The organism is Agromyces aerolatus (assembly GCF_031432255.1).
Lineage (GTDB): Bacteria > Actinomycetota > Actinomycetes > Actinomycetales > Microbacteriaceae > Agromyces.
In genome coordinates, this window is record NZ_JAVKGQ010000014.1 from 89,082 (window position 1) to 100,572 (window position 11,491).

General features: G+C 72.6%; 10 protein-coding genes. 5 read left to right on the forward strand and 5 right to left on the reverse strand.

Annotated features, from left to right (window positions below):
* Positions 1–142 precede the first annotated feature (142 nt).
* Positions 143–613 (forward strand): ArsR/SmtB family transcription factor, encoded by a 471-nt coding sequence (locus RH864_RS15585; protein WP_310518488.1) that lies wholly within the window; start codon positions 143–145, stop codon positions 611–613.
* A gap of 1 nt (position 614) precedes the next feature.
* Complete coding sequence (locus RH864_RS15590; protein WP_310518489.1) at positions 615–1,271, forward strand: SRPBCC domain-containing protein; 657 nt, start codon at positions 615–617, stop codon at positions 1,269–1,271.
* A 141-nt stretch (positions 1,272–1,412) separates the two neighbouring features.
* Here the strand turns inward: RH864_RS15590 and RH864_RS15595 are convergent, their stop codons facing one another.
* The 5 genes from RH864_RS15595 to gabT form a co-directional block, all read right to left on the reverse strand.
* Complete coding sequence (locus RH864_RS15595) at positions 1,413–2,930, reverse strand: APC family permease (protein WP_310518500.1); 1,518 nt, start codon at positions 2,928–2,930, stop codon at positions 1,413–1,415.
* An 84-nt stretch (positions 2,931–3,014) separates the two neighbouring features.
* Positions 3,015–3,932, reverse strand: a complete 918-nt coding sequence (locus tag RH864_RS15600; protein ID WP_310518490.1) for a universal stress protein — start codon at positions 3,930–3,932, stop codon at positions 3,015–3,017.
* Entirely contained in the window at positions 3,929–5,347 is a 1,419-nt protein-coding gene (locus RH864_RS15605) for a flavin monoamine oxidase family protein (RefSeq protein WP_310518491.1), read from the reverse strand. The genes RH864_RS15600 and RH864_RS15605 overlap by 4 nt, the downstream gene beginning before the upstream one ends.
* Before the next feature lie 75 nt (positions 5,348–5,422).
* Entirely contained in the window at positions 5,423–6,892 is a 1,470-nt protein-coding gene (locus tag RH864_RS15610; protein ID WP_310518492.1) for an NAD-dependent succinate-semialdehyde dehydrogenase, read from the reverse strand.
* Between the two features lie 217 nt (positions 6,893–7,109).
* Positions 7,110–8,468: a 4-aminobutyrate--2-oxoglutarate transaminase gene (gene gabT / locus RH864_RS15615; RefSeq protein WP_310518493.1), complete on the reverse strand. Its 1,359-nt coding sequence runs from the start codon at positions 8,466–8,468 to the stop codon at positions 7,110–7,112.
* Between the two features lie 129 nt (positions 8,469–8,597).
* Here gabT and RH864_RS15620 point away from each other — a divergent pair, with 129 nt between their 5' ends.
* The 3 genes from RH864_RS15620 to RH864_RS15630 all read left to right on the forward strand — a co-directional run bounded on the left by RH864_RS15620 (position 8,598) and on the right by RH864_RS15630 (position 11,449).
* Positions 8,598–10,160, forward strand: a complete 1,563-nt coding sequence (locus RH864_RS15620) for a PucR family transcriptional regulator (protein WP_310518494.1) — start codon at positions 8,598–8,600, stop codon at positions 10,158–10,160.
* A 142-nt stretch (positions 10,161–10,302) separates the two neighbouring features.
* Positions 10,303–10,497 carry a DUF1918 domain-containing protein gene (locus tag RH864_RS15625; RefSeq protein ID WP_310518495.1) on the forward strand — a complete coding sequence of 65 codons (195 nt, stop codon included), beginning with the start codon at positions 10,303–10,305 and terminating at the stop codon, positions 10,495–10,497.
* A gap of 193 nt (positions 10,498–10,690) precedes the next feature.
* Positions 10,691–11,449: an SGNH/GDSL hydrolase family protein gene (locus RH864_RS15630; protein WP_310518496.1), complete on the forward strand. Its 759-nt coding sequence runs from the start codon at positions 10,691–10,693 to the stop codon at positions 11,447–11,449.
* Positions 11,450–11,491 lie beyond the last annotated feature (42 nt).

Sequence of the window (11,491 nt, forward strand, 5' to 3'; positions counted from 1 at the left end):
CGCGAACCCGCCGCGGCGATCCCCGAGAGTCCTGAGCAGAGAGTTGAGCGCGGGGAGCCGGGAGAGCTGCGAACGAGAGATCGTGGACCACAGCTTGTAATTCAGGGTTGACTTATATAAGTCTTCGGTGAATTATTGTCGCATGCACGCGCTCGAAGTGATCGGGGATCCGGTTCGCCGCCGGATCCTCGAGCTGCTCGCCGACGGCGAGGTCGCCGCGGGCGACATCGGGCGCATCGTGCAGGCCGAGTTCGGCATTAGCCAGCCCGCGGTCTCGCAGCATCTGCGAGTGCTCCGCGAGACCGGGTTCGCGAGCGTGCGCCCCGAGGGCACGCGCCGGCTGTACGCGCTCGACCCCGCACCGATCGCCGAGGCGGCCGCGTGGTTCACGCCGTTCGAACGGTTCTGGCGGGGCCCGCTCGACGCACTCGGCACCGAGCTCGCGCGCGGAGCGCGCACCCGGCGACGAGCGGCGGCGACCGAGCCGAGCGGTGCCCCCGAGGCATCCGGCCGTCACAGCGACCCGGCCGCGCCCGCCACGCCGACGAGGCCCGCCGCCCCGCGGCGACCCGGGCCTGGCCCTTCAGCACCATCCACCCCGAAGGAGCACTGACATGGACATCGAAGCCCAGCTCGACGCCGTCGACCGCGGACTGACCACGGGCAGCCGCGACGGCGAGGACACCTACGTGCAGACCGTGGCACAGACCTACCCGGCGCCGATCGCCGACGTGTGGGACGCATTGACTTCGGCCGAGCGGATCCCGCGGTGGTTCCTGCCGGTCGAGGGCGACCTGCGCGAGGGCGGCCGCTACCAGCTCGTCGGCAACGCCGGCGGCACCATCGAGTCGTGCGACGCACCGAACGCATTCGCCGTCACCTGGGAGTACGGCGGCGGCGTGACCTGGCTCACCGTGCGCCTGAACACGGTCGACGCCGACCACACGCGCGTCGAGCTCGAGCACGTCGCGCCGTCGGCCGAGCTCGGCGCCGAGATGTGGGAGCAGTTCGGGCCCTCGGCGACCGGCATCGGCTGGGACCAGGCGATCATGGGCCTCGCACTGCATCTCACCGACGGCGCGGAGGCCGAGATCACGCCCGAGCAGGGTGCCGAGTGGGCGGTCAGCGACGAGGGTGTGGCGTTCACGCGCGGCAGCGCCGACCGGTGGGCCGCGGTGCACGTGGCCGGGTTGGGCGCCGACCCCGAGGTCGCGCGCCGCGCCGCCGACACCACGTTCGCCATGTACACGGGCGCCGCCCCCGCCGAGTAACCCGCTGGTCGAGGAGCGCCGACACGGGCACCGGGTCTCGATACGCGTGCTCGTCCCTCGCGCGCACCTCGACCAACGGGAGGCCCAGTCCCGCTGGTCGAGTAGCGAAGCGTATCGAGACCTCCTCGACCAACGGACGCGTCAGTCGGCGGACGCGCGCGACAGCGTCTCGCCGCGGAAGAACGCCGGCCGCTTCACGCGCTGCCAGATCATCACCGCGACGCCCGTGAGCAGCACCACCATGCCCAGCACGAACACCAGCCCGACGCCGAACACCGATGACCCCGACCCGTACTCCGGGTCCATGCTGTCGACGAGCGTCGTCACGAACAGCACGCCGAGGATCACCCCGCCGACGAGCGGGAACAGCAGCGTGAAGAAGAACTCGCGCACGCTCCGGAACCAGTGGTTCCGGAAGAACCACACGCACGCGAACGCCGTGATGCCGTAATAGAAGCAGATCATCATGCCGAGCGCGGTGATCGTGTCCCACAGCACGTTCTCGCTCACGAACCGCATGACCGCGTAGAACACCGAGGCCACGATCGCCGACACGACCGTCGCGTACCCCGGTGTGAAGAACCGCGGGCTGACCTTCGCGAACTTCTCGGGCAGCGCCCCGTAGTGCCCCATGGCGAGGAGCGTCCGCGCGGGCGACACGAACGTCGACTGCAGGCTCGACGCCGAGCTCGTGAGCACGGCGAGCGAGACCAGCACCGCGAGCGGGCCGAGCACGGGCCCGGCGAGCGCGAAGAACACGTTGTCCTGGATGTCGGGGTTGCCGAGCCCGAACTCGCCCTCGCCGACGCCCGCGAACGAGATGAGCGAGACCGAGATGAGCAGGTAGAGCGTCACGATGATGCCGACCGTGATGGTCGCCGCACGACCCGGCGTCTTGTCCGACCCGCGCGTCTCCTCGTTCATCGTGAGGGTCACGTCCCAGCCCCAGAAGATGAAGATCGACAACGACAGGCCCGCGGCGAACGCCGAGAACGACTCGACCGCGAACGGGTTGAACCACGACCACTCGATGGCGGTCGCGTCGAACGCGTTGCCGTTCGCGACCTCGACGAGCGCCATGACCGAGAAGAGCACCAGCACGAGCACCTGGAAGCCCACGAGCCAGTACTGCAGCTTCTGCGTGGTCTGCATGTCGCGGTATGAGATCCACGTGGCGCCGAGCATGAACAGCAGGCAGGTCACGACGTTGATGAGCGGGTTGGCCGCGAGGCCGGCGACGTCGGCGTTTCCGGTGATCTGCGAGATCAGCAGGAACAGGAAGTCCACGGCGATGCCCGCGAGGTTCGACAGCACGAGGATCGTCGCGGCGACGAGCCCCCAGCCGGCCATCCAGCCGATCCACGGGCCGAAGGCCCGCGTCGCCCAGGTGAACGACGTGCCCGAGTCGGGCATGCGCCGGTTGAGCTCGCGGTACCCGAAGGCCACGAGCAGCATCGGGATGAAGCCGACGAGGATGATCGCGGGCACCTGCACGCCCACCTCGGACACGGTCGGCCCGAGCGCGGCCGTCAGCGTGTACGCGGGTGCGATGCACGAGATGCCGATGACGATCGCGCCGATGAGCCCCACGGACCCCGCCGAGAGGCCCTTCTTCGAGAGGCCGCGCTCGTCGCCGACCGCGGCGGTCGCGGTCGTCATGGGCGGGTCGCCGGCCGGCTGGTTCTGAGGCTGCGTCATCGCGAGTCTTCCTTCGGTGGGTGGGGCGAAGCGGATGCCACGGCCTCAGCCGCGCGTCCGGGGCACGACGATCATGGGCACGGGCAGCTCGCGCAGCATCTTCGCCGCGGTCGAGCCGAGGAACAGGCGGCGGGGCGCGGCGAGCCGGCTCGAGCCGACGAGCACGAGCTCGCCGGCGTGCCAGTCGAGCGCCTTCACGGCCTCCTCGACGGTCTCGCCGGTCGCGACCTGCGCGGTGACGTCGATGCCGTCGGGCAGCGCGGCGCGAGCCGCCTCGAGCACCTCCTCGGCGTGCGTCGTGCTCGTGAGATGCGCGAGCTCGGCGTCGAGGCCGGCGGGCAGGTCGATGGGCACGAGCGACACGAGTCGGAGCGGGGCGTGCGCGGCGCGCGCGAGGGCGACGGATGCCTCGAGCAGCCGGTCTGCGCCGGGTCGCGTGCCGACCGCGGTCGTGACCCGCGTGACGCCCTGACCCGGCCGGATGTCGCGCGATCCCGCGGGGGCGAGCGCCACCGGCACGTCGGACGAGTGCAGCAGCTCGCCCGCGACCGAGCCGACCCGCGCCCGGCCGAGCAGGCCGCCGCGTGCGGCGCCGACCACGATGAGCGACGCCCCGAACTCGTGCGCGGCGGTCGTGAGGCCTTCCGCGAAGGACTCCGCATACCGGATGTGCAGCGCCTGCGCGATCTCGTCGCCGATGGCGGCGGATGCCTCGGCGAGCCAGTTCCGGCCGCGCTCCTTGACGTGCCGCTCGTACCCGGGGTCGGGCGGCACGACGCCGCCGCGCGCCTCGATGGGCAGCACGAGCACGACCTCGAGCCGTCCCTCGGTCGCGCCGGCGATGCGCGCCGCGAGGGCGAGCGCGTCGGCGCCCGAGTCATCGGCGGTGTACCCGACGACGATGCGGAGCTCGTCGTCGGGACGGGGCGCAGCGCCCTCCTCGACCGGCGCCTCGTCGGTCATGCGCGTGCCCCGGCCTCGGCCAGGATCTGCTCGGCCGCGAGCCGGCCCATGCGGATCGCGCCGTCGACGTGCTGGTAGCCCTTTCCGGCCATGTCGCTGCACGCGAAGCGGATCGGGCCGACGGGGGCACGCAGGTCCTCGCCGTAGCGGGCGAGCCCGCCGAGGTCGAAGCTCGCGGCGTACGCGCCGCGGGTCCACTCCTCGGAACCCCAGTCGCTCTCGTAGTAGACGACCGGGGCGAGCGCCTCGTCGCCGTAGTAGTGCGACAGCGACTCGAGGATGCGCGCCTTCCGCTCGGCGGCCGTGAGCCGGAACACCTCGTCGGCGGCCTCGTCGGCCACGAACCCGACGAGCGTGCCTCGGGCGTCGCCGTGGTTCGTGTTGTCGTAGGCCTCGTGCACGAGCTCGCACGGGCTGAACGCCGTGCCCGAGAGCCCCTGCTCGCGCCAGAACGGCCGGTCGTACACGGCGTGCACCTTGATCACGAACCCCATGGAGAGGTGCTGGTGCATCTGCTGCTGCCGGCGCGGGAGCGGCGGCTCGTACGAGATCCGGCTGATCAGGATCGGCGGCAGCGCGAGCACGGCGTATGTGGCGTGCACCTCGAGGTCGTCGGTGATCGCGACCACACGGCCGGCGGCGCCCGGGCCGGGCGTGCCGGCCGAGGCATCCGCTCGCTCGTCACCGGGCTGCGCCCAGCGCAGCGTCCTGACCGGCTGCCCCAGGCGGACCGCGTCGCCGAGCCGCTCGGCGAGGCCGATCGGCACCTGCTGCAGTCCGCCGACCACGCGGCGGTCGAGGATGAAGTCGGCGTCGACGAGGTTCGAGAACGACCCGGCGGATGCGGCCATCAGCAGCGCCTGCAGCGCCGAGAACGCGTGCGCGGGCTTGGTGAGCATCGCGCCGGCGATGAACATGCCGATGTTCTCGCGGGCCTCCTCGTCGTCGGTCTGCGTCTCGAGCCAGCGGGCGAACGAGATCTCGTCGAGCTCCTTCGCGCGCGGGTGTTCCCACGGGCGGTCGGGGTCGATCTCGGCGACCAGCGCGTCGAGCCGTTCGATGAGCGTGAGGATCTGCTGCTCGGTCGCCTCGGGCACCGGGAAGATGTCGCCCTCGAAGCGGCGCAGCTCGCCGTCGGGCCCGCGGTACAGGTTCACGCCCTCGCGGTAGCGCGGGTACGTCTCGAGGCCCAGCTCGTCGAGGGTCTCGATGAGCGCGTCCTGATCGGGCGAGACCCACTGGCCGCCGATCTCGAGCGTGGCCCCGTCGACGTCGCCGGTCCAGAGCCGCCCGCCGACCCGGTCCCGCGCCTCGAGCACGACCACCGCCTTGCCCGCCGCGCGAAGCCTCGTCGCGGCCGTGAGGCCGGCTGCGCCGGCCCCCACGATCACGACGTCCGTGTCGATGCGTTCCATGTGCTGCTTTCTTCCTTCTCGCTGGGTCTCGATACGCGTGCTCGTCCCTCGCTCGCTACTCGACCAACGAAGGGGTTATGAGAGGGGGATGAGGGTGTACTTCGTGTCGAGGTACTCGTGGATGCCCTCGAGGCCGCCCTCGCGGCCGATACCGGACTGCTTCACGCCGCCGAACGGCGCCGCGGCGTTCGACACGAGCCCCGTGTTGAGGCCCATCATGCCCGTCGCCATGCGGTCGATCATGCGGTGCCCGCGCGCGAGGTCCTGCGTGAACACGTACGAGATGAGCCCGTACTCGGTGTTGTTCGCGAGCCGCACCGCTTCGTCCTCGTCGGCGAACGTCGTGATGCCGAGCACCGGCCCGAAGATCTCCTCCTTCAGCAGGCGCGCGCTCGCCGACACGTCGCCGAGCACGGTCGGCGCGTAGAACGAGCCGGCGCCGTCGATGGGCGAGCCGCCGACGAGCACCTGCGCACCCTTCGAGACCGCGTCCTGCACGAGCTCGTCGGTCGAGGCGACCGCGTCGTCGTCGATGAGCGGGCCGATCGAGATGCCGTCGTCGGTGCCGCGGCCGACGCGCATGTCGCGCACGCGCTCGGCGACGCGGCGGGCGAACTCGGGCGCGACGGACTCGTGCACGATGAACCGGTTCGCGGCCGTGCAGGCCTGGCCGATGTTGCGGAACTTCGCCACGAGCGCGCCCTCGACGGCTTGGTCGAGGTCGGCGTCGTCGAAGATCACGAACGGCGCGTTGCCGCCGAGCTCCATCGAGGTGCGCAGGATGCCCTGCGCGGCCTGCTGCATGAGCGAGCGGCCGACCTCGGTCGAGCCCGTGAAGCTCAGCTTGCGCAGGCGCGGGTCGGCGATGATCGGGCCCGAGAGCTTCGACGAGCTCGACGTCGTGACGACGTTCACGACGCCCTTCGGCAGCCCGACCTCTTCGAGCAGCTGCACGAACGCGATCGTCGTGAGCGGCGTCAGCGCGGCGGGCTTGATGACGACCGTGCAGCCGGCGGCGAGCGCGGGCGCGATCTTGCGGGTCGCCATCGCGAGCGGGAAGTTCCACGGCGTGATGAAGAACGACGGACCGACGGGGCGCTGCGAGACGACGATGCGGCCGGTGCCCTCGGGGTTCACGCCGTAGCGGCCCGTGATGCGCACGGCCTCCTCGCTGAACCAGCGGAGGAACTCGCCGCCGTAGCCGACCTCACCGCGCGCCTCCGCGAGCGGCTTGCCCATCTCGAGCGTCATGAGGAGCGCGAACTCCTCCTTGCGCGCCATGAGCGTGTCGAACGCGCGGCGCAGCAGCTCGCCGCGCTCGCGCGGCGCCGTGGCGGCCCAGGCGTCCTGCGCCGCAGCGGCCGCGTCGAGCGCGCGGATGCCGTCGGCGGGCGAGGCGTCGGCGATCTCCTTGATGACCTGACCGGTCGACGGGTCGGAGACGGTCATGGTGCGGCCGCCTTCGGCGTCCACCCACTCGCCGCCGATGAAGAGGCCGCTGGCGACCTGCTCGAGGACGGCGGATTCCTGTGTTGCGGTGGTCATGCTGCTCCCGTTCTGTGGAGATGGTCCGGATGCCTCTGCGGAACCCGTGCGCATCGGTGCGCGGTTGACGGTGATGATGAGGTGCGTGCGGGGCGCGGTCGTGGCGGCCGGGCCGTCGGGGTCGGTACCAGTCTGCTCCGGGCGCCGTCCGCTCGCCACGGGTTGCGGATCGCCCGCGGCGTCTGGACGCGGCGCTCGGCTGGCACGCGCGGCGGCCTCAGGCGCGCTGGAGGCCTTCGGCGATCACGGACAGGCCGTCGACGAGCAGCTCGTCGCTGATCGTGAGCGGCGGCAGGAACCGGATGACGTTGCCGTACGTGCCGCACGTGAGCAGCACGACGCCGTTGGCGTGGGCGTAGGCCGCGACCTCAGCGGTGAGCTTCGCGTCGGGTGCACCCGTCGCGGGGTCGACGAGCTCCATCGCGACCATCGCGCCGCGTCCGCGCACGTCGCCGATGCGGGGGTCCGCCGTGCGCAGCGCGTTGAGGCGGCCGAACAGCACCGCGCCGATCTGCTGCGCACGCTCGATGAGGCCGTCCTCCTCGTACGCCTCGATGGTCGCGAGCGCCGCGGCGACCGCGAGCGGGTTGCCCGTGTAGGTGCCGCCGAGGCCGCCCGTGATCGCCGCGTCCATGATCTCGGCGCGGCCCGTGACCGCGGACAGCGGCAGGCCGCCCGCGATGCCCTTGGCGGTCACGACGAGGTCGGGCACGACGCCCTCATGATCGACCGCGAACCAGGCGCCCGTGCGGGCGAAGCCCGTCTGCACCTCGTCGGCGATGAAGACGACGTCGTTCGCGCGCGCCCACTCAGCGAGCGCGGCGAGGAACCCGGGCGCGGGGACGATGAAGCCGCCCTCGCCCTGGATCGGCTCGATGATGAGCGCGGCGAGGTTCTCGGCGCCCACCTGCTTCTCGATCTGCGTGATGGCCTTGGCCGCGGCATCCGCCCCGCTCAGCCCGCCGTCGCGGAACGGGTACGACAGCGGCGCGCGGTAGATCTCGGGCGCGAAGGGGCCGAATCCGCTCTTGTACGGGATGTTCTTCGCGGTGAGGCCCATGGTGAGGTTGGTGCGGCCGTGGTACGCGTGGTCGAACGCGACGACGGCCTGCTTCTTGGTGAAGCTGCGCGCGATCTTGATCGCGTTCTCGACGGCCTCGGCGCCCGAGTTGAACAGCGCGGAGCGCTTGGCGTGGTCGCCCGGTGTGAGCTCGTTGAGCTTCTCGGCGACGGCGACGTAGCCCTCGTACGGGGCGACCGTGAAGCACGTGTGCGTGAACGCGTTGAGCTGTGCGGTGACGGCCTCGACGACGCGTGGGTTCGCGTTGCCCACGCCCGTGACGGCGATGCCCGAGCTGAGGTCGATGAGCGAGTTGCCATCGGCGTCGACGATGACCCCGCCGCCCGCGGCGACGACGGAGATGGGCAGCGTCGCGCCGACGCCGGACGCGACGGCCTCCGCCTTGCGGTCCATGAGCTCCTGCGAACGCGGGCCGGGGATCGCCGTGATGAGGCGGCGCTCCTGCGGCAGTGCGGGGCCGCCGATGGCGGGGGCCTGGGTGTCGACGAGGGTCATGGCGGCTCCTAGTGAGGGTCGGCTCGCGGGTGGACGATGCGGCCATGCTAGGCAGCGCTGCACCGATGGCGCTGCACCGGTGTGTACACTCGATTCCCACCCACTAGACACGATGTACACGAGTCGCCGATGCCCCTCACCGTTCGCACCCTGCTCGCGCGCGACGAGCTCGCGCTGCGCCTGCTCGTCGCGGAGGCGGCGCTGCCCGACGGCGCGCTCGACGCCCCGGTCGTGTGGGCGCACTCGTCCGACCTCGTCGACCCGGCGCCGTTCCTCGACCCCGGCCACGTGCTCCTCACGACCGGCACCCAGTTCGGCGCGGACACCGGCCACGACGACCCCGAGCGGTTCGCCGACTACGTCGCGCGCCTCAGCGGGGCTGGCGTCGCCGCCCTGGGCTTCGGCACCGAGGTCGTCCGCGACGGCACACCCGCCGTGCTCATCGACGCGTGCCGCACGCATGGCCTGCCGGTCTTCGAGGTGCCGTACCGCGTCCCGTTCATCCGCGTCGCCCGAACGGTCGCCGACCTGAACACCGCCGACGCGAACGCGAGGCAGGCGTGGGCGCTGCAGGCGCAGCGCGCGATCTCGCTCGCCGCGCTCCGGCCCGACGGGCTCGGTGCGACCCTCGGCGAGCTGTCGCGCCGCCTCGGCGCCTGGGTCGGGCTCGTGGATGCCGCGGGCGGGCTGGACCGCGAGGCCCCGGCGGGCGGGCTCGCGCAACCCGCGCTCGGCGAGGTCGTCGGCGAAGCGCGCACCATGCTCCGCCGCGGCCAGCGCGCGAGCCGCACGGTCGAGGCCGGCGCGAGCGTCGGCACCCCGCACCGCGTCACGCTGCAGACCCTCGGCGGTGGCGGCGCGCTGCGCGGCGTGCTCGCCATCGGCGACTCCGCCGAGCTCGACCAGGCCGGCCGCGAGGTCGTCACCGCCGTGATCGCGCTCGCCGGGCTCGCGCTCGAGCAGAACCGCGACCTCGACCGCGCGCGCGGGCATCTGCGCTCGGGCCTGCTCAGGTCGATCCTCGCGGGCGACCTCGACCTCGCGGCCGGCGTCGCGGCCGAGATGTGGGGCGCGCTGCCCGAGCCGCCGCTGCGCGTCGCGATCGCCGACGTGCCGGCCGAGCACGCCGACCGGCTCGTCGAGCTGCTCGAGCTCCGCGTCGACGAGCGGGCCGGCCGGCTGTTCTTCGGGCGCGACGACGACACCGTCGTGCTGCTCGCCGAACCCGCCGACGCGGCACTCGCGGAGGAGCTCGCGACCGAGTTCGGCGTCGCGGTCGGCGTCTCCGACGAGGTGCCCACGCTCGGGGCCGGCGCCGTGCGCGGCGCGCACGAGCAGGCGCTCCGCGCCCTCGAACGGGCTCGCGAACAGGGGGCATCCGTCGTCGCGTTCGAGGAGATCAGCCGGCAGGGCGTGCTCGCGTTCCTCGCCCGCACCGACGCGCGCGCCGTCGCGCGCGCGACGCTCGCCCCGCTCGCCGACCACGACGCCGCGAACGGCACGACCCTCGTGGAGACCACACGCACCTGGCTCGAGCACGGCGGCCAGTTCGACGCGACCGCACAGGCGCTCGGCGTGCACCGCCACACCGTGCGCAGCCGCATCGCGCTCGCCGAGCGCCTGCTCGGCCGCGACCTCTCGGGCTTCCACGCGCGCGCCGACCTCTGGGCCGCCCTCCTCGCCGTCGGCTGACCCGCGACTGTGGCCGGTCGCCGCGAGTGTGACCACAGCGGCGGCCACACTCGTGCGCAACGGCCACACTCGCCCACGGACACCGAGGGGTGACTCACGGGTGGACGCGGCGTACCCTGGTCGCGAGCGAAGGGGGCTATCGATGCGCGCAACCGTCGGGGATCGTCTGGTCATCCACAGCAAGCAGGTCGGGCAGACCGACCGGCACGGGGAGGTGCTCGAGGTGCGCGGCGCCGACGGCGGCCCGCCCTACTTCGTACGGTTCGACGACGGGCACGAGACGCTGCTCTACCCCGGCGGCGACTGCGAGCTCGAACACCGGTCGTCGATCGAGTGAGCTACGCGCCGGCGCCCCACCCGCTGGTCGAGTGAGCTACGCGCCAGCGAGCGTATCGAGACCCGGCGACCCGCCCTCGAATCCGCGTCACGGGTCTCGATACGCGTGCTCGTCCCTCGCTCGCCACTCGACCAGCGGGCGGGCTCGTCCCTCGCTCGCCACTCGACCGGCGGGTGCCGCTAGCGTGGAGCGCATGTTCCACACGTACGCGGCGATCGGCGACAGCTTCACCGAGGGCGTGGGCGATGAGCTGCCCGACGGCTCGGCGCGCGGCTGGGCCGACTTCGTCGCCCTCGCGATGGCGCGCGCGGCGCGCGAGCCGATCGGGTACGCGAACCTCGCGATCCGCGGCCGGAAGCTCGGCCCGATCGTCGAGGAGCAGCTCGAGGCCGCGATCGCGCTGCGACCCGAGGTGATCAGCTTCAACGGCGGCGGCAACGACATGCTGCGCCCGCGCATGCCCGAGGAGCGGGTCGCCGGCCGCTTCCGCGCCGCCGTGCACCGCATCCGCGAGGAGGGCATCCACGTGCTCATGCTGAGCGGCGCGAACCCGACCGACCATCTACCGCTCGGACGGGTGTTCGACGCGCGCGGCGTGCGGCTCACCGCGGCCCTGCTCGATCTCGCGGAGCTCGACGGCGTCACGTTCGTCGACAACTTCAACGACGTCGGCCTGCGGGACATCCGGTACTGGTCGCCCGACAAGCTGCACCTGAACTCGCTCGGACACGCCCGCGTCGCGAGCAACGTGCTCACCGCGATCGGCGTGCCCGTGCCGCCCGAGTGGGGCGTGGAGGAGGTCGCGGCCGCGCCGGCCGGCCCCCGCAGCCGCAACACCGCCGCGTACTACCGCGAGTTCGTGCTGCCCTGGATCGGCCGCCGCCTCACGGGCCGCTCTTCCGGCGACGGCCGCACCGCCAAGCGCCCCACCCTCCTCCCCGTGGCCCCCTGACCCCCCCCCCCCCCCCCCCCCCCCCGAACACCGGCGCCGAGT

Excerpts from the sequence above, each read along its gene's own strand:
- RH864_RS15585 (WP_310518488.1), top strand. The coding sequence starts at position 143 with ATGCACGCGCTCGAAGTGATCGGGGATCCGGTTCGCCGCCGGATCCTC.
- RH864_RS15590 (WP_310518489.1), top strand. The coding sequence starts at position 615 with ATGGACATCGAAGCCCAGCTCGACGCCGTCGACCGCGGACTGACCACG.
- RH864_RS15595 (WP_310518500.1), bottom strand. The coding sequence starts at position 2,930 with ATGACGACCGCGACCGCCGCGGTCGGCGACGAGCGCGGCCTCTCGAAG.
- RH864_RS15600 (WP_310518490.1), bottom strand. The coding sequence starts at position 3,932 with ATGACCGACGAGGCGCCGGTCGAGGAGGGCGCTGCGCCCCGTCCCGAC.
- RH864_RS15605 (WP_310518491.1), bottom strand. The coding sequence starts at position 5,347 with ATGGAACGCATCGACACGGACGTCGTGATCGTGGGGGCCGGCGCAGCC.
- RH864_RS15610 (WP_310518492.1), bottom strand. The coding sequence starts at position 6,892 with ATGACCACCGCAACACAGGAATCCGCCGTCCTCGAGCAGGTCGCCAGC.
- gabT (WP_310518493.1), bottom strand. The coding sequence starts at position 8,468 with ATGACCCTCGTCGACACCCAGGCCCCCGCCATCGGCGGCCCCGCACTG.
- RH864_RS15620 (WP_310518494.1), top strand. The coding sequence starts at position 8,598 with ATGCCCCTCACCGTTCGCACCCTGCTCGCGCGCGACGAGCTCGCGCTG.
- RH864_RS15625 (WP_310518495.1), top strand. The coding sequence starts at position 10,303 with ATGCGCGCAACCGTCGGGGATCGTCTGGTCATCCACAGCAAGCAGGTC.
- RH864_RS15630 (WP_310518496.1), top strand. The coding sequence starts at position 10,691 with ATGTTCCACACGTACGCGGCGATCGGCGACAGCTTCACCGAGGGCGTG.